The organism is Wolbachia endosymbiont (group B) of Eucosma cana (genome assembly GCF_947250645.1).
Lineage (GTDB): Bacteria > Pseudomonadota > Alphaproteobacteria > Rickettsiales > Anaplasmataceae > Wolbachia.
On record NZ_OX366334.1, the window covers coordinates 1,318,908 to 1,340,324 of the forward strand.

At 34.2% G+C, this 21,417-nt stretch carries 21 protein-coding genes, 1 tRNA gene and 1 pseudogene; 12 read left to right on the forward strand and 11 right to left on the reverse strand.

What is annotated here, in order from left to right:
- Positions 1–12 precede the first annotated feature (12 nt).
- The 3 genes from OOK99_RS06510 to dapA all read left to right on the forward strand — a co-directional run bounded on the left by OOK99_RS06510 (position 13) and on the right by dapA (position 1,534).
- A tRNA-Arg gene (locus tag OOK99_RS06510) sits at positions 13–86 on the forward strand.
- Positions 87–154: 68 nt separating this feature from the next.
- Complete coding sequence (ssb, locus tag OOK99_RS06515; RefSeq protein WP_006014313.1) at positions 155–637, forward strand: single-stranded DNA-binding protein; 483 nt, start codon at positions 155–157, stop codon at positions 635–637.
- Positions 638–646: 9 nt separating this feature from the next.
- Entirely contained in the window at positions 647–1,534 is an 888-nt protein-coding gene (dapA, locus tag OOK99_RS06520) for a 4-hydroxy-tetrahydrodipicolinate synthase (RefSeq protein WP_264719769.1), read from the forward strand.
- 79 nt (positions 1,535–1,613) lie between these two features.
- Here dapA and OOK99_RS06525 read toward each other — a convergent pair whose 3' ends face one another.
- A complete protein-coding gene (locus tag OOK99_RS06525) occupies positions 1,614–2,267 on the reverse strand; it encodes a hypothetical protein (RefSeq protein WP_264719770.1) in 654 nt (217 codons plus the stop codon).
- A 411-nt stretch (positions 2,268–2,678) separates the two neighbouring features.
- On the opposite strand from OOK99_RS06525, the gene OOK99_RS06530 reads away from it, so the two are divergent.
- Positions 2,679–3,690 (forward strand): IS630 family transposase gene (locus tag OOK99_RS06530; protein ID WP_264719384.1). Its coding sequence is split into 2 segments (ribosomal slippage): positions 2,679–3,140 and positions 3,142–3,690, totalling 1,011 coding nucleotides; the frame shifts between segments, so codons are not numbered across the junction.
- A 386-nt stretch (positions 3,691–4,076) separates the two neighbouring features.
- On the opposite strand, the gene OOK99_RS06535 is transcribed toward OOK99_RS06530, so the two are convergent.
- On the reverse strand, positions 4,077–5,054 hold the full coding sequence (locus OOK99_RS06535) for a quinone oxidoreductase family protein (protein ID WP_264719771.1): 978 nt from the start codon (positions 5,052–5,054) through the stop codon (positions 4,077–4,079).
- A 281-nt stretch (positions 5,055–5,335) separates the two neighbouring features.
- Between OOK99_RS06535 and OOK99_RS06540 the strand changes: the two genes are divergently transcribed.
- Positions 5,336–5,866: an ankyrin repeat domain-containing protein gene (locus OOK99_RS06540; RefSeq protein ID WP_010407015.1), complete on the forward strand. Its 531-nt coding sequence runs from the start codon at positions 5,336–5,338 to the stop codon at positions 5,864–5,866.
- Positions 5,867–5,910: 44 nt separating this feature from the next.
- Here the strand turns inward: OOK99_RS06540 and OOK99_RS06545 are convergent, their stop codons facing one another.
- From OOK99_RS06545 to OOK99_RS06555, 3 genes are all read right to left on the reverse strand, one after another.
- On the reverse strand, positions 5,911–6,447 hold the full coding sequence (locus OOK99_RS06545; RefSeq protein ID WP_264719772.1) for a cytochrome c oxidase assembly protein: 537 nt from the start codon (positions 6,445–6,447) through the stop codon (positions 5,911–5,913).
- Positions 6,448–7,170 carry a Bax inhibitor-1/YccA family protein gene (locus OOK99_RS06550; protein ID WP_264719773.1) on the reverse strand — a complete coding sequence of 241 codons (723 nt, stop codon included), beginning with the start codon at positions 7,168–7,170 and terminating at the stop codon, positions 6,448–6,450.
- Positions 7,171–7,382: 212 nt separating this feature from the next.
- Positions 7,383–8,564 (reverse strand): cysteine desulfurase family protein, encoded by a 1,182-nt coding sequence (locus OOK99_RS06555; protein ID WP_264719774.1) that lies wholly within the window; start codon positions 8,562–8,564, stop codon positions 7,383–7,385.
- Between the two features lie 134 nt (positions 8,565–8,698).
- On the opposite strand from OOK99_RS06555, the gene OOK99_RS06560 reads away from it, so the two are divergent.
- Positions 8,699–9,397, forward strand: a complete 699-nt coding sequence (locus OOK99_RS06560; RefSeq protein ID WP_143689340.1) for an alpha/beta hydrolase — start codon at positions 8,699–8,701, stop codon at positions 9,395–9,397.
- A gap of 246 nt (positions 9,398–9,643) precedes the next feature.
- Here the strand turns inward: OOK99_RS06560 and OOK99_RS06565 are convergent, their stop codons facing one another.
- Together OOK99_RS06565 and OOK99_RS06570 are read right to left on the reverse strand one after the other, a co-directional pair.
- A complete protein-coding gene (locus OOK99_RS06565) occupies positions 9,644–10,318 on the reverse strand; it encodes an ABC transporter ATP-binding protein (RefSeq protein WP_264719775.1) in 675 nt (224 codons plus the stop codon).
- 26 nt (positions 10,319–10,344) lie between these two features.
- Positions 10,345–10,767, reverse strand: a complete 423-nt coding sequence (locus OOK99_RS06570) for a HesB/IscA family protein (protein ID WP_230608963.1) — start codon at positions 10,765–10,767, stop codon at positions 10,345–10,347.
- Positions 10,768–10,814: 47 nt separating this feature from the next.
- Between OOK99_RS06570 and OOK99_RS06575 the strand changes: the two genes are divergently transcribed.
- Positions 10,815–11,996: a deoxyguanosinetriphosphate triphosphohydrolase gene (locus OOK99_RS06575; RefSeq protein ID WP_264719776.1), complete on the forward strand. Its 1,182-nt coding sequence runs from the start codon at positions 10,815–10,817 to the stop codon at positions 11,994–11,996.
- Complete coding sequence (ribD, locus tag OOK99_RS06580) at positions 11,996–13,234, forward strand: bifunctional diaminohydroxyphosphoribosylaminopyrimidine deaminase/5-amino-6-(5-phosphoribosylamino)uracil reductase RibD (RefSeq protein ID WP_264719777.1); 1,239 nt, start codon at positions 11,996–11,998, stop codon at positions 13,232–13,234. Before OOK99_RS06575 ends, ribD begins: the two co-directional genes overlap by 1 nt.
- 60 nt (positions 13,235–13,294) lie before the next feature.
- On the opposite strand, the gene OOK99_RS06585 is transcribed toward ribD, so the two are convergent.
- Positions 13,295–14,146, reverse strand: a complete 852-nt coding sequence (locus tag OOK99_RS06585; protein WP_264719778.1) for a hypothetical protein — start codon at positions 14,144–14,146, stop codon at positions 13,295–13,297.
- Positions 14,147–14,276: 130 nt separating this feature from the next.
- Here OOK99_RS06585 and OOK99_RS06590 point away from each other — a divergent pair.
- From OOK99_RS06590 to rpe, 4 genes and pseudogenes are all read left to right on the forward strand, one after another.
- A pseudogene (locus tag OOK99_RS06590) lies at positions 14,277–14,450 on the forward strand (tRNA pseudouridine(55) synthase TruB); the annotation flags it as partial.
- An 83-nt stretch (positions 14,451–14,533) separates the two neighbouring features.
- Positions 14,534–15,647 (forward strand): IS3-like element ISWpi17 family transposase gene (locus tag OOK99_RS06595; RefSeq protein WP_264719779.1). Its coding sequence is split into 2 segments (ribosomal slippage): positions 14,534–14,799 and positions 14,798–15,647, totalling 1,116 coding nucleotides; the frame shifts between segments, so codons are not numbered across the junction.
- Between the two features lie 101 nt (positions 15,648–15,748).
- Positions 15,749–16,918 carry an N-acetylmuramoyl-L-alanine amidase gene (locus OOK99_RS06600; RefSeq protein WP_264719780.1) on the forward strand — a complete coding sequence of 390 codons (1,170 nt, stop codon included), beginning with the start codon at positions 15,749–15,751 and terminating at the stop codon, positions 16,916–16,918.
- 161 nt (positions 16,919–17,079) lie between these two features.
- A complete protein-coding gene (gene rpe / locus OOK99_RS06605; protein WP_264719781.1) occupies positions 17,080–17,760 on the forward strand; it encodes a ribulose-phosphate 3-epimerase in 681 nt (226 codons plus the stop codon).
- Between the two features lie 100 nt (positions 17,761–17,860).
- On the opposite strand, the gene pnp is transcribed toward rpe, so the two are convergent.
- The 3 genes from pnp to OOK99_RS06620 are packed head-to-tail and all read right to left on the reverse strand — an operon-like array spanning position 17,861 to position 21,316.
- Positions 17,861–20,137: a polyribonucleotide nucleotidyltransferase gene (gene pnp / locus OOK99_RS06610; RefSeq protein ID WP_264719782.1), complete on the reverse strand. Its 2,277-nt coding sequence runs from the start codon at positions 20,135–20,137 to the stop codon at positions 17,861–17,863.
- A gap of 14 nt (positions 20,138–20,151) precedes the next feature.
- Positions 20,152–20,424 (reverse strand): 30S ribosomal protein S15, encoded by a 273-nt coding sequence (gene rpsO / locus OOK99_RS06615; RefSeq protein ID WP_143689333.1) that lies wholly within the window; start codon positions 20,422–20,424, stop codon positions 20,152–20,154.
- A gap of 7 nt (positions 20,425–20,431) precedes the next feature.
- The gene (locus tag OOK99_RS06620) at positions 20,432–21,316 is read right to left on the reverse strand and encodes a pseudouridine synthase family protein (protein WP_264719783.1); all 885 of its coding nucleotides are present in this window, start codon (positions 21,314–21,316) and stop codon (positions 20,432–20,434) included.
- Positions 21,317–21,417 lie beyond the last annotated feature (101 nt).

Below are 21,417 nucleotides of genomic sequence, written 5' to 3' on the forward strand. Positions count from 1 at the left end.
TCTAATACATCTGCGCTTGTAGCTCAGTTGGATAGAGCGTTGCCCTCCGGAGGCAAAGGTCGTGGGTTCGAATCCCTCCAAGCGCGTTTTTAATTAAATTTGACAATAATACTCTCACATAAGATAATAAAGATGTTTGTTTTAAAGCATAATTATGTCTAGTGGTACTATAAATAAAGTCATATTAGTTGGTAATCTAGGAAAAGATCCTGAAATTAGGACTACACAAAATGGAAAAGAGATGGCAAGTTTTTCGATAGCCACATCTGAAAGTTGGACTGACAAATTTTCTGGTACGCGCTCTGAAAAGACAGAATGGCATAATATTGTAATTTTTAGTGAAGGATTAGTAAAAATTGTTAAGGATTTTGCGCGCAAAGGTAGTAAAGTTTATGTTGAAGGTTCTCTGAGAACTAGAAAATGGACTGACCAAAATGGTAGCGAAAGGTATACGACAGAGGTGGTGCTATATAACTTTAATAGTGCCCTTACCCTTTTAGATTCACGAAACAGTATGTCAAACTCTGATTACAAGCCAAGTGAATACAAACAAAATGAAACAGAACAAAAAGATAAACACGGAAGTTTTGACAACGATATAAAAGACGAACTAATCGATGATGAAATACCATTTTAATAACTTCAATTGAAATCTACATTTTTATGGACTGCTTGTGTTACTCCTTTTAATTGCAGTGGAGATAGTATAGATTACCAAAGCTTGCAGCGTTTACTAACAATGCAAGCTGAAGCTGAAAATGGTGTAGTGTTGCTAGGTAGCACAGGTGAAAGCTTATCACTTACTGATTCTGAAAAGCGCACATTAGTTGAATTTGTATGTGAGCTAAAATTAAATACGAAAATTATAATCGGTGTACCAGGAGTGAATCTATATCAGACTCTTGAATGGCTTGATTTTTGCAAGGGTATGCCTATTCATGGCTATCTAATGACAACTCCCATTTATGCAAAGCCTGGAATCATGGGGCAAACTTTATGGTTTGAAAAGCTGCTTAAAAAAGCACATATGCCAGCCATGCTTTACAATATTCCATCAAGAGCAGGAGTGAGTCTTCACGCTGAAACTGTACGCAACTTATCCAGCCACGAAAAATTTTGGGCTATCAAAGATTCAAGTGGCACCGTTGATACTTTAACTCAGTATAAGAAAGTTGCACCAAATATTGAGGTGTTTTGTGGGGACGATAATATGATATTTGATATGGCTGCTAAGGGTGCGGCTGGTCTGGTTTCTGTTGCTGCCAATGTTTGGCCAAGTGTAGTACATGAATATGTTAAGCAATGCATGAGCGGCAAGAACCCTCAAGCAGACAGTTGGCAACAAGCTTGCAAAGCTCTATTTACTGCCAGCAATCCAATACCTACTAAAGCACTTTTGCATGACATTGGGCTCATAGAACACAAAACTGTCCGCCTACCACTCAGCACAGAAGATTTGCCTTCTATTGAAACATTGAGGCAAGCTAATAAAATGATTCTTGGATGGGAAAATCAACTAGCTATGCAGGATTAGGAATTGAGATGATAATTCAATTATACTTAACACAAAAAAATGGGCTAAATCCTCTTCAAAAACTTCTATCTATCGTCTCTTAAAATACTCTCCTGCACACACCCCCATCAACAATTTTCACATCACTATCAACTGAGCTACCTGGCTGTTTATTTCCTTTGTATATCTCCCCATCAACGGAACTACCTGGCTGTCTATTTCCTTCTGGAAAAAAGCACTCAATTGCTTTATCAATTAAGAAACTTAAAGGAATACAAGCAATCACACTCACTACAAAAGTTAAAGCACCTATAGCTGCTGGTGATGTAAAACCAAGAGCAACTAGTCCTGCTCCAACTCCAAAAAAAACACCAATACTACTGATAGTATGTGCATAATTTTTAATTTTATATTCAGCGCTGTTGCTATATTCTCTCAAAATTTGTTCATGTTCTTTGGACATGCCTTCTGGTATATCGTTGAGATTTGTAGTTTTTGAGAAAAAACAAGCCTTGATTAAGCCTACTAATAACATTGCAGAACCAATGATTCCACCTGCAATGAGAGGTGGCAAGTTAACATAACTTAGAGCTAAACCTGCAAGAGCCCCAGTAACAGCGCCCATTCCTAGTGCTATTGTTAGTATCACTATTGTGCCTGCTGCTATAGTGTTTTCTAAAATAAATGATAGTGCACTAACATACAAACTCGCAGCTTTTAGGGGGTAATCTCGTAATGAAAATTTATCATTCATTTTCGAAACTACTATAGTTCTAGTTTTGATCCAATTTTCTTTTCTAGGTTACTTTTTGCTTGCATTGCCTGTTTTAGTTGTATTCTTGTATAGCCCATAATATTTACTCCCATTTAAAATTAATAATATAATACTAGCATTTTTAATTTATATAGTCAACTTATTAAGGAATTTTAATTGACTTTCAGCACACTTTAGCCTATATGTATGGTCCTAGAGTGTAATGGTATATAAAATATGAGAACAAAATGCCATTAAAGGAGAACTTATGATTACTGGATATATCAGAACAACAGAGACAATTCATAAAGCAATGTAAACTTTCTAATACCAATTCCCGTTACACGGGAAACAGATAGACAATAATGGAAGAAAAGCCATAATGAAATAAGTGAAATAGTTTAGGTATAAATGGCACTCAGATCAAAATTATTGGATGAAGAAGTAGTAAAATCAGCAAAAGAGATGCTGAAGAAAGTAAGGAATAATGCATATGTTTCAAAAAAACTAAACGCTGTAATTGCAGCAAAAAAGTACAGTATAACGTCTGTAGCAAAAATATATTGCATTTCAAGAAAGGCACTAACTTCGTGGATAAAACTCTTGAAATTTGGCAGAGAAGAAAAACTGTTTGCTCCTCGATCACGCCGAAGAAAAACTAAATTAAATCAGGCTCAACTACAGCAAATTGAAGCATGGATAGAAGAAAACCCTAATATTACCATTAAAGAAATGAGAATAAGAATACAGGAAAAGTTCGACTTAAATATTAGCAAATCTACAGTACACCGCCATATGCAAAAGATGAAATTTTCATATATTACACCAAGACCAGTACACAACGTACAAGATAAAAGTAAACAAGAGGAATTCAAAAAAAAATCTCAATGAAGTTATTGGAAAGTATCCTGAAAAAGAGCTATTTTTCTTTGATGAATCAAGGTTTGGCACACATTCGAAAGTTGGGCATGGATGGTTTAAAAAAGGTACTAGAACTCGGGTTAAAATAAAGTTAGGTAGGCATAATTTTTATCTCTACAGTGCAGTTAATCCTAAAAATGGAGAGAGTTTTAGCTTATTTGCACCAAATGTTAACACTGATTGCATGAATATATTTCTTGAGCAAATGTTGCAATATCTAGGGACAAGAGAAGCTGTTCTTGTTATGGACTGTGCTAGTTGGCATAAGTCAAAAAATTTAAAGGTACCTAAAAACATTGAGATTATATACCTACCTCCATATTCACCTGAACTTAATCCTGTTGAGAGGCTTTGGTTATATATAAAACAGAACATTTTGCGCAATAAAATATACAGTACTATTGCTTTGCTTGAGAGCACTTTATGCAAATTTCTTACCTCTCTTGCTACTTCTACAATTAAACAACTCTGCTCTGTTTCCTATTTGACTCCACAACAATGAGAATTGGTATAAGTACTATAAACTCAACTCTAAAACTATTGTAAAACAGAAAAAAGCATTCATTTAAAAGAAAAATAACAGCTCCATATACTATTAAAGTGATAATACTTATAATGTTAGATGTGACACCAAATCTAATTTGAAATATAACTTATTTACTCAGCTTCTTTTGAAACTACTGTGAACATAATATCTATAGATAAAACATCGCATTACCACGCCACTAACGAGTAGCAGAATGACAAGTTTTTCAAACTAGTCCGGTAAAAATCTCAGTCAGTTTAGCTATAGCTGTATGCTTTTAACTTTCCCAAAAAGAGAATTAACCATATGAAATTCTTGTTGATATGACTTAATGAATAATTATTTTAGGTTACTAATTTATTTTAAGAAAATTTGATGATATTTAGCCCACTTATTTTTCTATTTTCCATGTCACGATGAGCCTCTATTATTTCATCAAATTTATATTTTTTATTAATTCGTACAATTAAAAGTTTTTTTCTTATCATTTCAAAAATTTCCATTGCAGTAAGCACTAACGTAAGTCTATTATGCTTGTAATGATATATTGAAGTTCCAGCTGCAAATAACGAACGCGAACTAAGTAAAGAGAAATTAATAGGAGCATTACCTGATATCTGCCCATAGGAAACATATATACCAAACTTACCTAAAGATTCAAAAGAGATCTTGCTTGTAGCGTAACCTATAGGGTCATACACTGCACCTACTCCTCTATTTTTCGTAATCTCCATAACTTTAGAAACGAAATCTTTATCATTGTAGTTTATTGCGTATGTGCAGCCACTTTGTAAAGCTATCTTCATTTTTTCGTCAGAGCTTATAGAACCTATCACTACACCTTTTTTATCCTTTGCCCATTGGCATATTATTTGTCCTAAACCACCATTAGCCCCATGAACTAGCACGAAAGCACCAGGCCTAATTTTATAAGATTGATTAACTAAATAGTGAGCTGTCATACCTTTAAACAGCACTGCAGCAGCAACTTCATCAGGTATATCATTCGGAATTTTTATCAAATATTTCTGGTGTACAATGCGCTTTTCACAATATGCCCCTGGAGGAGCTGTGCAATATCCAACTCTGTCTCCAACTTTGAATCCATCACTGATTTTTTTACCAAGTTTTTCAATAACCCCAACTGCTTCCACTCCAAGCACTGATGGCAGATCTTTAATTTTGCGTGTACCTTTTCTGTGTTCTAAATCATAACGATTTAAGCCGATAGTTGTATGACGTATTAAGACTTCCTCATCTTTTGGCTCACCTATGCTCTTATCTACAAATTCTAATACTTCTGGCCCCCCAGTTTTTTTAATTTGTATAGCTCTAACCATGATAAATGTAAGACAAAAACTTTAATTATGTTATCTAGCAATTAATATTTTGCAAAATGTTATTTAGAGTTTATACACTACATAAGCGTATTGTTAATAGTTTTGAGGCACAAATTATGACAAACAGAGAAACTTGGCTTTATGGTGTTTTATTCAATGTGTTGTGTGAAGTGGATGAAGATGACGATTTAGATACCAATAATAAAAATAAAAGAAAGGTTAAAATGTAAAATGCAAAAATCAGATAAAAAAGGAGACTATTGTAAATATTTATATACTTCTTGGGAAAAAAAGGATTTGATATTAATCACAGATTTGACTTGAAAGATTATGATGGCTTTCCAATAGATAGTCTTTTTTCCATCGCCATTAACTATAAACCGTACACTTTAACAAATCTAGCGCAAGTTTTAATAAAAGCAGGAGCTAATGTGCAAAACGAAAAAGGATATTTACATACCTGTGTTTTGACCCATTCTCCGGACATATTAAAGGCTCTCATAAAAGCGGGAGTGAATGATAGCCCAGATGAAAACTACAATGGAAACACTGCTTTAGAGTGTGTTGCTGAATTATATTGTAAGGATAAGTCAATTGAACGCAAAAATTGCTGTGAGATTCTAATTAAGCATACATTAGAAAAAAATCCCAACATAGAAATACCAGATTCTGTAAAAAATAATAAGGAGTTGGCTCAATGTTGGAATGCTTGTGAAGCAAATAATGAAGGATGGGAATTAGCAACAACGAACACTGAAACACAAGTAGTCAGTGTGCAAAAAGCAAATAAGAGCTCCTGCTCAATTCAATAGATGTATCGTACAACCTTGTTCGGATTACAATAGGAAAAGGTTTGTTATTTAAGCTTAAAAAACGTATATGATAGTGTTATTTCACTTAAATCTTTTGTACTATTGTCACGCATTATTTCAGGGTCTACGTAAAAGGATACGGGCATAGCCGCTTTTTGTTTTGGTAGCAGCATTTGCTCTTCAAAACAAAAGCATGCAACTTTATTGAAATATTTACCTGCTTTAAAAGGTGTGACATTATACACTGCCATTCCAAAAGAAGGCTGATCAGATAAATTTTTTGCATAATAAAATACTAAACTTTGTTGCCCTATATTTGTATCGATGTAGTTAGTTTCTGATTTAAATTCCCAAGGCAGACCTGATATTATATCAGCATTAAGGTGAATCCTGATTTTTTGGTCAGTTGCATTTATTGTCGTATTAGTTGCTTTTCTCGTTGTGCCACCATATCCAGTAACTTTGCAAAAGATGCTATACAATGGTACCGAAGCATATGCAAGACACAGCATCAATACCACTAAAGATACTAGGAAAAAAACTATAGAATTTTCATTGTTTCCCCTTAAAAAGGAAATCATCTAATCCTTATTGTTGAATAAATTAAGTAACCTGAGTAAATTGAGGAATATATTGATGAAGTCAAAGTAAAGATTAGTTGCACCAAGTACTGCCAGCTTAGTAGTTGCAACCTCTGAGCCATCATTATACCTATAATAAACATCTTTGATTCTCTGAGCATCGTATGCGGTCATTAAAGTAAACACTATTACTGACACAAATGATATTGCAAAATAGAGTGGACTACTCCCAAGGAACAGATTAACTATAGATGCAATGATTAATCCCCAGATTCCCATAATCAAAAAAGAACCCATACTGGTCAGATCTTTTTTTGTAGTATTACCATACAAAGCCATAGAACCAAACATGATCGATGTAATGAAAAATGCTCTCGCTATATTTTCTGCAGTATAAATTATAAAAATATGAGATAAAGAAATTCCCATTAAAACTGAGAATAGAAAAAATACAGTAAGTGTTGACTGAGCACTTAGGTGTTGAAGCCTAAAAGACATATAAAACACCAATGCAACTGGAGACAGCATTACCACAAGCGATAGAACAGGATTGAAATAAATCACCTGGAAAAGACCAGAAAACACTGTTAAAAACGCAACAAGCCCTGTAACACCTAAAGCTAAAGCCATATAATTGTATACTTTAGTTAGGTAACTCCTGAGTCCAGCACTATAATAAACGCCCTGAGAGCGAATATCCTGTTCGTTTTTCATATAAGACAATGTAACTCCTTATTATCTCTTGATGGTATATTATAATACAATACAGCGTTTTTATCAAGTATAAAATGACATACTACAATTGCAATTGAATGGTGTGGTGTGCAATTAGAGAATTTCTTCCATAACTATAAGCAAGTCGGGTTTCAGTAGCATATAACTATTATAACAATTCTTGCCAATAGAAACTATTTTCACCATTCCATTTATCATGATTAAAGAGAAATAGTGAAAGTGGTTTTTGCATTTACTAAGGCATTCTTCTTATAGATACTATGCCAACAATCTACTATTTTTTCTATGTCTCGCGGTTTAATCTCTGGACCTATACTGATTCTAATTGAACATTCTGCTTGCTCTTTTGTTGCTCCCATTGCAAGCAAAACATGAGAAGGCCCAACTTTTCCAGAAGAACATGCAGAACCATTGCTGACTGCAATATTATTTAAGTCAAAGTGCATGAGCTGCAGATCATTCTTCACTCTCGGCATATAAATGAAACTTGTATTTGGCAATCTTTTAGAATTTTTGCCAAAGATCTTGATATCACTGACAAGACTTAATAACTCACACTCCAATTGATCACGCAGCTTCTCTACTTCATCCATTTTTGATAGAAGGTTTGGAATGTTTTGCAATGCAGCAGAAAGACCTACTATTGCAACAATATTTTCTGTACCACCACGCAATCCTTTTTCTTGCCCACCACCTATTATAATAGGTTCTATTACAAGCTTTTTGTCAAATATTAAAACCCCACTACCTGCTATACCACCAAATTTGTGAGCAGATAAAGTAAGTAAATCCACTCCTAAATCTTCCATATTTACTTCGATTTTCCCAACACTTTGAGCAGCGTCAGCGTGACAGATTGCGCCGAATTTATGTGCCATTTTAGCTATCTCCTTAACAGGCTGGATAACTCCAGTTTCATTGTTGGCCATCATCACTGAAATTACTATTTTATTCCCCTCAAGCTCACTTAGAATTTTCCCTAGCTCTAACAAGTCAATAATACCCCTTTGATTAACGGGTATTATATGTGGATTACATGCAGAATTAAGAATTGAAGGATGCTCTATAGCTGAAATTACATGCAGATAACCTTCCATTCCTCTCATGACTAGGTTATTCGCCTCAGTTGCACCAGACGTAAAAACTATTTCTTTATCATTTGGAACGTCAAGAGCATCACGTACGTTATCTCTTACATCTTTAAGAATCTTCCTCGCTTCTTGTCCTCTTTTATGCAGCGATGATGGATTTAGTGTTTGTTTTGACAAAATCTCAAGTATACTTTTTTTTACATTTTTACTCATTGGAGCAGTTGCATTATAATCGGCATACACACAACTACTATCTTCCAGAGAGAATAAACTCACAGGCTTATTTTTCACTTACCATCAACCAATTATGTATGTTAACTTTAACACGATAAAAATTTATTGCAAAAACAGCGAAATTAATACATAATTAATAAACAATTTACATTATCAATCCCTGTCAAAACAGGTTTTTATTAGGAGTCATCATGGTAGAAGTCTTTTTAAATAATTCAACAAAAAAGATAGAAGGTAGATACCATCAAAGCAAAGATGCCAATGCACCGGTTGTGCTAATTTTACATCACCATCCCCAATATGGTGGTAGTATGGATAGTAAGATTATACATAGTATATATGAATCTTTTATCGATAATAACTTTTCTGCATTGACAATTAATTTTCGTGGCGTCGGAAAATCTACCGGAACTTTTGATAAGGGTATAGGAGAATTAACTGATGCTGCAGTAGCTATTGATTGGCTTCAGGAGCATAACTCTAACAACGTTCCAATTTGGATAGTCGGTTTTTCTTTTGGAGCATGGGTAGCTATGCAGTTGACAATGCGCCGTCCAGAGATAGTAAGTTTTGTTGCCCTTTCTCTTCCAGCAACTAAGTACGATTTCTCTTTTCTCTCTCCTTGCCCAGTTCCTGGACTTATAATACAAAGTAATAATGATACAATTTCAGAAGAAAGCGATGTAACAGAATTAGCACAAAGGTTAATAAATTCGGTAAAAAACAACCATATGGAATACCATATAGTAGACGATACTAACCACTTTCTAAGGGATAAAGAAGAGGAAGTAGCTCAAATTATAGATAATTATATAAAACTACGTTTAAACAGTGCAGCTACTTCTCCTCAGAAAGCTAAAAAAGAGATAAGGGTAAAAGAATATGCCTAACTTTACAAATGAGAGAAATGAATGTATTAATACAAATAAAAAAAGTCTTGTTATGTTTAGGCAATTATTATTTCTCGTTTTAGCGATATTTATGCTGTCAGGATGCTTTCTAAGTAAACAGCGTAAGTTAAAGAGTCCGTGTATAAAAAGCAATGAAGGCATTTCATGCGAATTATACTCCGTTAATGATCATTGGTTAAATAAGTACAAGTTATAGGTAGCTTTGTATTGTATTGCTTCTTCCATTCACAACTTTACTAATGATCGGTTTTTTAACTGAAAAATGTGATCTGCTTTTTCTGCAAGGATATAGTTGTGTGTTACTATAAGCATAGAGCTATTATTTTCCTTTACATATGAATGTAATAGCAAAAACACATTCAAAGAATTTGTTGGGTCTAAATTTCCCGTTGGCTCATCTGCAAGTAAAAGCTTTGGAGAGTTTACAATGCTTCTTGCAATTGCAACCCTCTGCCTTTCTCCACCAGAAATTTCAGATACCATACTACTTGCTTTACTTTCCAGACCAAATTTTTCTAATATTGCTTGCGATTTTTTTTTTGCTTCAGCTTTGCTTCTTCTTGCAATAAGCTGGGGAAGCATAACGTTTTCCAACACTGATAACTCTTGTAATAAATAGTGAAACTGATAAACAAAGCTAAGAAAATTTCTTCTTACATGAGTTTTATATTTATTGCTGGCTTGCGTGCAATTTACTCCATCTACTGTCACTACACCTAAAGTTGGCTTATCCAATAGGCCTGCAATTTGTAGTATAGTTGTTTTTCCTGATCCCGAACTACCAATCAATGCAACTACTTGCCCCCTTGTAAGACTCAGATTGATATCTTCTATAATAGCAGGACTTTTTTTGAAGCTCTTACTTACAGAAGCTAGCTCTAGTGTTACACAACTACCCATATTATAAAAAGATCCAGGAGGGAGAATTAGACCGAGAAACTGTTACCACACCCACATCGAGACTTAGCGAGAGCATTCTTGATTTGAAAACCAGAACCACTGAGATCTTCAGTATAATCTATAGTTGAATTATTTAAAAATTTTGCTGAACAATTATCAACCATTAACACAGGGTTTCCATTCTCATCATTAATTACTATATCTTTACCTTTTTCACTAAAACTGGAGTGGCTTCTATAATCCTCGCTATCTTCGTCATCGTCAAAATCGTCACCCAAAGACATCTTCTTATTTATTTGATCCATAAGAAAATTATACTTGAAGCCAGAGCATCCACCACCTGAAACTGCAACCCGCAAAACAGAACTCTCATCTCCTTCCTGTTCTACAAGGGAGTGGATTTTCCTTAATGCATTGTCAGTTAAGCTAATATTGTAATCTGTTGACATAACAACCACCGTTCATTATTGATAACCTATTATAGTAGAAATTTTACATGTCAAACAATAATTTTCTATTAAGTTACGCGTGCTTTCCAAATAAAACAAAAGGAAGAAATTTTAAAGAGCCAGAAGATGAAAATCGCAGCTGCTTTCAGCGTGATAGGGACCGAATTATTCACTCTAATGCGTTTAGGAAACTAGGATACAAAACACAAGTTTTTATCAATTATGAGCATGACTACTATCGCACTCGGCTAACTCATAGCCTTGAAGTTGCACAAATTGCAAGATCCATCGCACGCAGGCTCAGATTAGATGAGGACATCACTGAATGCATAGCGCTTGCACATGACCTTGGTCATCCTCCATTTGGTCACACAGGTGAGGATGCTCTAGTTCAAGTTGATAAGGAGAAGTATAAGTTTGATCATAATGTTCAAGCTATAAGGATTTTAACTTATCTTGAACAAAAACATGCTGACTTTAATGGCATGAATCTAAGTTGGGAAGTGATTGAAGGTGTTGCAAAGCATAACGGTCCCTTGCTTGGTCAAAACGCGGAGTCTTCTACAAATAATCAGCTGTTATTAAAATATAATGAAAAATATGATCTAAAACTTGAGGAATTTTCAAGCATTGAAGCACAAGTTGCTTCAATTGCCGATGATATTGCTTACAGTGTTCACGATCTTGATGATGCACTCAGGGCAAATTTAGTAACCATCGAAGATTTGCTCGATGTTCCTTTAATTGGCAAAATGTTCAAAGAAGTAAAAAGCGAATATTCAGAATTGGCCCAAAGTAAACTCATACATGAATCACTGAGTAAAACTATAGGGATTATGATAAATGATGTCGTTTTTCAGACTGAAAAAAATATTAAAGACTACAAAATAAAAAGCGTAGAAGATGTAAGAGGTCTAAATACAATGCTAGTCACATTTTCACCAGAAGTTGCAAATGCCACAAAAGAGATGAAAAAATTTAACATGGAAAAAATATACAGAAGCTATAAATTGAATAGAACAATGAGCAAAGCAAAACGTATAGTACAGGAGCTTTTTCAATGTTTTTATGAAAACCCAGGGTTATTACCTATAGAGTGGAACAAGCTTGCTTGTGAATCTCAGCGTTCAGTAATAATATGTGATTATATCTCAGGTATGACAGATAGATTTGCCATACACGAGCACAGAAGAATTTTTGATACCTCATACGAAATGACTTCTTTCTAATGACTGAAGATTATTTCATGTCGATCGCATTAAAACTTGCAGAAAAAAGTCTTGGAAGTGTTGCACCAAATCCCACTGTTGGATGTGTCATTGTAAAAGACGGTATGGTGATCGGTGAAGGCTACACAGGAATCGGTGGACGTCCACATGCAGAAGTAGTTGCTTTACAAAATGCTAAAGACTTAACTCATGGTGCAACTATGTACGTCACTCTCGAACCATGCTGCCACTTTGGAGTTACAGAACCTTGCACTGCAGAAATCATAAAATCAGGAATAAGAAAGGTAGTGATTGCAGCAATTGATCCAGATAGTAGAGTTTCAGGCGGAGGAATTAAAGCTCTGAAAGAAGCAGGAATTGAAGTGAAGCAAGGTATTATGCAGAAAGAAGCAGAGAAGCTGAATGTTGGCTTTTTTACCACCAAGAAACTCCATAGACCATTCATAGCTTGCAAAATCGCAACAACTCTTGACGGAAAAATCGCAACGTTTACAGGTGATAGCAAATGGATAACAAGTGAGGATACGAGAAATTGGATACATGAGCTCAGAGCAAAATATGACGCAATTATGATTGGCAGCAATACCCTTGTTAGTGACGATCCACTCTTAACTTGCAGATTACCAGGGCTCGAAAATAGATCACCAATAAGGCTAATTATAGATAGCCAGGAAAAATTGCAGGAAGAGCATAATATTGCAAAGACTGCAGACAAAGTAATAACTTGGGTAATCACAAATAAGGAAGTAGAGAGAAAAATAAAAGACATTAATTATTTGATAGTCAATTCAAATCACAAACCTCCTGTTATTCCAGATGTTGCCCCAACACACTCTCCTGTCATTCCAATGCCTTCTCCTGTCATCCCAGTGCCCAGACACTGGGATCCAGAAAACTTCAAGCAATTGCGTAGTGAAAACTGGATTCCAGTGTCAAGCACTGGAATGACATCAGATCGAAAAGTCTGCCTAAAAGACATGGCATCAAAACTTGTTTCAGAAATTGGTATAACAAGGTTATTAGTTGAAGGTGGAGGAGTGTTGATTACAGAATTATTAAAGCACAATTTAATCGACAGGTTGATAATCTGCCGTAGTGGCAAGATTTTAGGTAATGATGCCACTCCTTTTGTAGGAGATTTAGGGATTCAATCTATTAACAACTGTTACCAGTTCAAAAAAGCAGAGATAATAGAGTTCAGTGAGGATGTAGTTGAGATGTGGGATAGGCTATTGTAACTTTTATATGTTCAGATGAAAGGAGAAAAGAAAGAGGTAGAAGATCTACCTCTAGTCATGTTAATTTGTTGTTGCTTGAAGTACCTTTTTAACATCTGCAGTAACAACATCAGGATTTATTAAGAGAGCAGGTAAAAGTTCTTTAACTTTGCTTTCAAGATCATTTGAATTCAGTTTGCTATTCAACTCATTTTTAGTAACTAAATCTTCAATTTTTCCTTTAACTTCTGTTTTAACTGCTTCAGCTTTACTAGCTGCTGTTTCAGCTTTACTAGCTACTGTTTCAGCGCCTGCTTTAAGTTCACTTATTTCTTCATTCTTATGCATTTGCTGATATGAAGCACAAGCTGCTGCAGCAAAATATATAGCTGCAATAAATAGAACTGCAATTGCAGCAAAGAGACAAATAATAAAAATTGCAAACTCAGGGCCACTAGGACCTAAAAAAACTAAAGGTGGAGGAGTTCCTTTAAGATTCCGTATTATTGTTATTGCTGTTGCTAAAGATGCAATTGCAAATGTAGCTTCAACACCCATTTTTGTTATAGGCACTATGTTTTTTAATTTCCATATACTTGTAGTCATAATTACTCCCTCTGATTTTTTATGTTTATTCTCTATTTTTGGTTCATAAAGTTTATAATTTGTAGATAAATTACTTATTTCTTCATTCTTATGCATTTGCTGATATGAAGAAATAGCTAGTGCGGAAAAATATACAGCGGTAATAAATAGAACTGCAATTCCAGCAGGGCTAGCAATAAGTGCTAAAGATGCAGGTCCAGCAATTACTTTAGTAGCAATCAATAATGTTGTTATTGCTGCTGCTAAAGATGCAGTTGCAAATGTAGCTTCAATACCCATTTTTGTGATAGGTGCTATGTTTTTTAGTTTCCATATACTTGTAGTCATAATCACTTAGCTAAGATTAATAATAAAGTTAATTTTATATTAACAATGCACGCGAGTCAAACATTTTATTAACAAATTAATATTTTACCTACTTTCTAAATTGTTACTAATTATATAAGATTGATATATGATAAATGGTTGGCTCAATTTTGATAAACCAATAGGAATGAGTTCTGCACAAGCTGTAACTCAAATTAAAAGGATTTTTGGAATAAAAAAAGCCGGACATTTGGGAACACTTGATCCTTTGGCTTCAGGTATATTACCGATCGCTCTTGGTGAAGCAACAAAAACTATACCGTATTTATCTTGTAACTTATAATGCACCCCATAAACTAGACCAAAAAAAAATGGTTGATCTGAGTAGGAAGGTAAAGGGGTAAAAGTATGGCAACAAAAAAATATGAACCAGAGTTAAAAGCAAAGATAGCTTTGGAAGCAATAAAAAATCAAAAAAGCACAGCTGAGATATGTAGTGAATATAAAATACCATCAACAAATCTATATGATTGGCGTGATAGAGTATTGGCAAGGTTAAAAGACCTATTTGTTGAAGAAAGTGAAAGTGCGAGAAAACAAAGAATCTTAGCGCAAGAAATAGAAAGTTTACATAAAGTAATAGGAGAATTGACAGTGGAAAATAGCTATTTAAAAAAAAATTACTGAAATAAGCAAAAAAGATAGAGTAAGGTTTATAGAAAAAGATTCTGATCTGTCAATTAGGAAACAGGCTGATTTATTGGGGATTTGCAGATCTAGCCTATATTATAGGCCTATAATTAATAACGAAAGTGAAGTAGCAAATTTGATTCAAGAAGTATATTTGGCTTCTGATTGCCGTTATGGATATCGTAAAATTACTGCTGAAATCATAGCGAGTGGAGTAGTAGTCAATCACAAAAAAATCTTAAGAATTATGAAAAAAATGAAGATTAGTGGGCTGTATTGTAGAAAAAGATGTAATACAAGTATTAAAGAAAAAAAGCATAAAATATATCCTTATTTACTCAAAGATTTGATTATTTGTAGAGTTAATCAGGTATGGGCTACTGATATAACATATATTATGGTAGAAGGTAAGTTTATCTATTTTGTGGCAATAATGGACTTGTATAGTCGCTATATTATTGCTCATTCATTATCACCATATCTCGATGCTGGATTTTGCCTTTATACTCTCAAAGAAGCTCTAAAACAAGGTAAACCTGAGATTTTTAATAGTGATCAGGGGGTGCAGTTTACTAGCTACAACTTTATTATGGAATTAGAGCGTGCTAATATTAAAATCAGTATGGACCATAAAGGACGTTGCTTCGACAATATATTTGTTGAGCGCTTATGGAGAACTTTAAAGCAAGAAGCTATATATTATTATAGACCAAATAGTATCAGAGATTTAAATCTTATAATAAATGATTTTGTTGCTTGGTATAACTATAGAAGGCGACATCAGACTCTACATTATAAAGTTCCTGCTGATCTTTATTATCATAAACAGTAAATGAATATATTGATAAATACTTTAAATGTGTGTCGACGTATTTATCAACATATTCATTTTAAAAATCGGATCACTTTGAAAAAAATGGTCTAGACAAATGGGTGCATTATACTCTGATGGTTCCACTCGAAAAACGAGCGTGGCATGCTGGTATAAGTTATGCGAAAGTTCAAGTAGATAATGTGATTGAAGAGCTACGAAAACTGAATGATTATTCTATAGGTATAGAGATTGTAAACACAGGGCTTGAGCCTTTTCCAGAAGAGCAAATGAAATCTGTTAAAGATCTGATTTTGTACCTCATGAAGCGCTTTAAGATTAGAAAAGATATGATATTTAGTCACGCTGAAATAGGTACTATAGTATATAACTCAGCCATTGAAGGCTACGCAATGCGTAAACCTGACCCACATAAGTTGTTTGATTGGGAGTTATTGGAGAGAAATGGCATTGGACTGCATATAGGTGATAGAATCAGTTCTCAAGACGCAAGACAAAAAGTAGAAGAGGTTTTATATAAGGTAGGCGATAAGAGTGAAAGTATTTTGAAATTAAAAAAAAGGTTGAACAATTTTTTTTATAAAATACTGCCTTGGAATGATAAAGAAGGTAACGCTGACAATAATGCTGATTACTCAAATGAGTTTGATGAGAATTTTGCGTGGGTTATTAATCAGTTTTCAATGCATCATTTGCCGAAAGAGATTAGAAAAGACTTGCCTCTAAAATTAGAACAGGAAGATATTTTGCCTGAATTTTTAAGCGAATATGGCAATTGTATTTTCAACAGATTCACATCTTTTAATAATAAAATTGAATCAAGTTTACAACCACCATTTTTGAATGAAGAGGATTACAAGCTTTTATTATCTTCTCTTGCAGAATATGAAAATAATATTTCTTCTAGTGCATTTGCTACGCTCATGTACAAGATTAAGCTATATTACGACTCTTATCTAAGGTATAATATAAGATCCTCGCTTTATATTCCATTTAAGCTTAATTCATTTGAGAAGCTAGATGTTTTAAAGAATGAAATATTGTCTTTTAAGTCTATAAGCCCTGAAAAGGCTATAGAAGTCTCGAATTTAATTAATGGGTTTAGGTCGAAAATTTTACCTGATTTCCAAAACTTTGAGAAGCAGTGGTTCCAAGAATTTAAGGACACTTGGAAACAAAAGTTTATACCGAATATGGAAAAGCAAATGTCTTGGACTGCGCTGCATGAAACTGTGTTGGAATATTTAGAAGAGGCAAAGAAAGAAGTCTAATGAGTATTACGATGGCCAGATGAATGGGCAGAGAAAAATAAAGGACTGGTTTCACATGCATCTGGAAGGATACAAAAATTTCTAAATGAGATTAATATAGTATTGGGATGACAGAGTTTAAAAAATAAGTTACTTTTTTTATTTTTGGTAAAAAGTAGTCTATGGGTATTAAAATTGCACCTTCTATACTTTCAGCAGACTTTGCAAAATTAGGAGAGGAAGTAAAAAGAATTAGCGACTTGAATGTAGATTATATACACATAGACGTTATGGATGGAAATTTTGTTCCAAATATTACAATAGGTCCGAATGTTATCTCTGCAATACGTAAATATAGCAATCTTCCTTTTGATGTACACTTAATGGTTAAATCTCCTGGTGACCATATTGAAAGCTTTATAAATGCTGGTGCTGATATTATCACTATACATGCAGAAGCAGAGATACATCTTGAGAGGCTAGTAAAAAGGATAAAATCATATAAAAACATAAATGATACAAAAAAAACAATACAAGTTGGAGTTTCAATTGTCCCTTCAACTTCTCCAAGCGTGCTTGAGTATATAATACATGAGCTAGATATTGTACTAATTATGACAGTCAATCCTGGATTTGGAGGACAGGAGTTTATTCATTCGCAGTTGAGTAAGATATCTACCGTGAGGAAAATGATACAGGACCGTAATCTTAAAACACAAGTTTCAGTAGATGGTGGAGTTAACTTTTCTAACGCAGCTGATATAATAAAAGCAGGTGCAAATATATTAGTTGCTGGATCAGCAATATTTAAAGCTGAAGACATGAAAAAGGCTATAAACGATCTTAAAAATCTTGCGTTATAACCCTACAGATAACACAAACCATTTTTGTTATCTTGTCAGTTTTAAAAATTCCTATTATCCCAGTGCTTCGACACTGAGATAATAGAAAGTAAGTTCAACCTCAATAGAAACCTGATGATGAGTCATTATTACCAAATTTTGGTCTGTTTCTATTACTAAAACCAGAACGAGGACGAGTAGGTCTATTACTATGATAATTATCTCCAGGTTTTTTATTAAACGAGTTGTTATAATAATTATCCCTATTATTTAAACCATCTCTCCTTTCTTCATTGTAAAGCTTACCTTCAAAAAATTCACCTGTTTCTTGATCAACACGACGTCTTGATAATTTTGGACATCCACCTTTTTCAAAGTCAATTATCAAAGCTTTGAAGGTATCACCCTGTTTAAGTATATCCTCAATGGACTCTACATGTTGATTAGCTACCTCGCTTATATGCATTTTTCCTTTTCTTCCATTAAGAAGTTCTAACTCTACAATAGACTTCTCTATCTTTACAACTTTAGCATCAATTATAGAACCTTGTTCTAGTTCTGTTATTGAATCAATCATCATATCCTTTGCAGCTTCAGCTTCAGTACTACTAATGGCAAAAACAGAAACTTTACCGTCATCCCCTATTTCAATTTTTGCATTACTTCTTTCACATACACTGCGTATATTTTTTCCTTTAGCACCAATAGCTGCAGAAATTTTATCTTTATCTATATAAAACGATAACACTCTTGGTACATGATCTTTTATATCCTTACGATGTTCTGAAATTACTGCATTCATTTTTTCTAAGATATGTAATCTTCCGACTTTTGCTTGTTCTAAAGATTTTTCAACAATTTCAAAGCTTATACCAGGAATTTTCATATCCATCTGCAGTGCTGTAATCCCTTCGCTAGTTCCTGCTACTTTGAAATCCATATCACCAAGATAGTCTTCATCGCCCAGTATATCAGAAAGTATTATATGCTCATTTTTGTCTTTGATGAGACCCATAGCAATTCCTGCAACGGGAGCCTTTATTGGCACACCTGTATCCATTAATGCAATTGAAGTTCCACAAACTGTTGCCATAGAAGAAGAACCATCAGATTCCATAATCTCAGATACTACCCTTATTGTATAAGGAAATTCAGATTTATCAGGTAAAACAGGATGAATTGCTTTCCAAGCAAGTTTACCATGACCAATTTCTCTCCTTCCTGGTGCGCGTATAGCAGAAGCCTCTCCAACAGCAAATGGAGGAAAATTATAATGCAACATAAAATGTTCACGTCTATCCCCTTCAATGTCATCCACAATTTGCTCATCTTGTGTAGTACCAAGAGCAGTAACAACTAATGCCTGAGTGGCACCCCTTGTAAATAGCGCAGAACCGTGAGTCTTTGGTAGAATGTCAGCCTCGATTTCTATCTGGCGTATTTCATCGTACTTACGGCTGTCTATCCTCACACTTTTCTTTCTAATCATTTCACGCACTAAAGATCTTTCAAAGCTTTTTACTGCATAAGTAATTAACTTTTCGTCTTTTCCAGCCTCTTTAAGAGTATTCAATATATTATTCCTGACCACTTCTAGAGCTTGAACCCGCTCTTGTTTTACTGTTTTTGAATATGCTTCTTCAAAGTCTTTGCGATATTTCTCAAGTTCTTGAGTTATATCTGATATATCAACAGGAGCAAAGCTTTCAGGTTTATTGCCTACTGTATCAGCAAATTCTTTTATAAGCTTAATAACAGGTTGAAGATGTTCATGGCCGAATTTTATTGCACTCAAAACATTTTCTTCAGAGAGCTCTTTGACTTCCGATTCGACCATTAAGATCGAATTTTCATCACCAGACAAAAACAGATCCAAGTTGCTTGCTTTCATCTCTTGAACGGAAGGATTGAGTATATAATTGTTATTTTCATCACAACCGACCATAACTCCAGCTATAGTAAAGTGGAAAGGAACACCAGAAATTGCAAGAGCTGCGACGGTACCTATCAATGCTGGTACTTCAGGAGAATTGACCGTATCGTAAGTTAATAGATTACATACTACACTAATTTCATCATGAAAACCTTCAGGAAATAACGGTCTTATACTTCTATCTATTACTCTTGAAATTAAAGTTTCTCTATCAGATGGTTTTCCTTCTCTTTTGAAAAAACCACCAGGAATCTTACCCATGGCATAACTTTTTGCAATAAACTGCACATTTAAAGGGAGAAAATCAACACTTTCTTCCTTCTTTTTTCGTACAACAGTGACTAAGATAGAAGTATCTCCATAATTTACAACTACTGAACCATCAGCTTGACGTGCTATTTTCCCAGTTTCTAAAGATAAGGTACGCCCCTCCCAATCTATAGATTTTTTTATAATTTCAAACATACAAAATTCCTCGATTATTTTCTAATGCCTAACTTCTCTATTAACTCTTGATAGGCTTCATTACCAAATTTACGTTTTATATAATTTAAGTGCTTGCGCCTTCTACCTATCAATACAAGTAAACCGCGCTTAGAATTATGGTCATGCTTATGCGTTTTAAAATGCTCAGTTAAATTACTGATTCTCTCGGTTAAAATTGCACACTGTACAAAAGATGAACCTGTATCATCTTCTTTAATTGCATATGTACTAATCAAACTTTTTTTCTTTTTGGATGTTATTGACATCTAAACCTCATTTCAAAATATTAAAAACACGAACAGGCTTCACATAACCATGAGTAAAACTGCAAATTGCAATGGGCACATCACCCACTATAGTACAAAAAATATCATAATTCTTTAAACCACGCAAGTTATTTAATATAATTTCTTGACCTTTTCTGATTTTCTCCGCCTCCTCTAAGGAAATTTCAACTTTGAACATCGATTTTAAAGCAGATTCAATGGGGATGATGAAACTTTTTGTATTACCTCCATCATCTTCTGCCATCCCACCTCCCTCTGTCATCCCAGTGTCAAGCACTGGGATCAAGCTTATTGCATCACGAACATTGTTTTTGACATATGCTCCTAGAATCTTTTGTCCATTACATGATTTGTAAGTATTTGTATCCAGTGTCAAGCACTGGGGAGAGTAGGTTGTTGTGTTTCTTTCAGCGAGCTGTTCAATTGTCACTGATTCGTTTTCTCTAAAGTCACCTACCATCGTTCTTCTTAATTTTGTAATATGTCCAAAGCAATTTAATTCAATTCCAAGATCTCTTGCAATTGATCTTACATATACGCCGCTACCACAGATCATAGAAAAATCGGCACTATTATTTATGGTGTCCAAAAATATCATCTTCAGTTCATGTATTTTGACTTGTCGAGGTTTTATATTTACCTTTTGCCCACTTCTTGCTAATTTATATGCTCTTGCTCCCTTGATTTTTACTGCTGAAAATTGAGGAGGAGTTTGTGTTATCTCACCAATAAAATCCTTAATCACACAATTTATTTGGTTATATTCAGGTTTTATAGTGCTAGTTCTAATGATATCACCACCCAAATCATCCGTAGTTGTTTGCTTTCCCCATTTGATTGTGAAATTGTATGCCTTTAAGTTATAATGCACCCATTTGTCTAGACCATTTTTTTCAAAGTGATCCGATTTTTAAAATGAATATGTTGATAAATACGTCGACACACATTTAAAGTATTTATCAATATATTCAT